The sequence below is a fragment of the Streptomyces sp. WM6386 genome (assembly GCF_000972385.1).
Classification (GTDB): Bacteria; Actinomycetota; Actinomycetes; order Streptomycetales; family Streptomycetaceae; genus Streptomyces.
This window is the reverse complement of the sequence record NZ_JXTE01000364.1, coordinates 1-616: the sequence shown is the minus strand read 5'-3', so window position 1 is coordinate 616 and position 616 is coordinate 1. Positions and strand designations below refer to the sequence as shown.

The window sequence follows — 616 nt, the reverse complement described above, 5'->3', positions numbered from 1 at the left end:
GCCTGGCCCGGTTCAGGATCATCGCGCCGCCCGTGTACGGCTATGCCGACGGTAGTCAGCGCTTCGTGAACCTGAACTCTGTACAGGCGCTGACGGCGGAGGACTACGGCTGGGCGTTGCACTTCGTCATCGAGTCCGGCCTCAGAGCCTCCCGGGCCGATGAGATCCGGGACATCCAGGAGCGCCAGTTCACCCAGAACTGGAATCCGCAGGAACCGTTCGGTGAGCGCAGTTGGACAGGCCCCGTGGACCCGGCGCCTGAACCAGAGGTGTCCGCGCTCGACGAGGTGTGACACTGGCCGGTGTGGGCCGACTGGCGTCGGCGCTCGGCGACATCCTCAGCCCTTCGACGGCTTCGTGCACCGCCGCCTGCGCGCGCCTTCCGCCATGCCGACCTGTACGCCTGCTACCGCTGAGGCAGGTACCAGAGATCGCCTCGGCCGCCTTGTTCTGGGGGTACGTCGAGGACGTAGAGAGGTGGTCCCGCTCGGGTCGTTCATCGACAGCAACAGCTACTTCCTGCCCTCATCCCGGGAGTGTCCAAGGCACATGTGGCGCGACGCGGGGACATCTTCCTGGCTGCCCTTGCCGCCAACCGCGAGGGCCTGGATCACAT

1 protein-coding gene is annotated in these 616 nt (G+C 66.6%); it reads left to right on the top strand.

Annotated features, from left to right (window positions below; genetic code table 11):
• A partial coding sequence (locus tag TN53_RS41740; protein ID WP_046264118.1) for a hypothetical protein occupies positions 1 to 293 on the top strand: 293 nt, incomplete at its 5' end.
• Between the last annotated feature and the right edge of the window lie 323 nt (positions 294 to 616).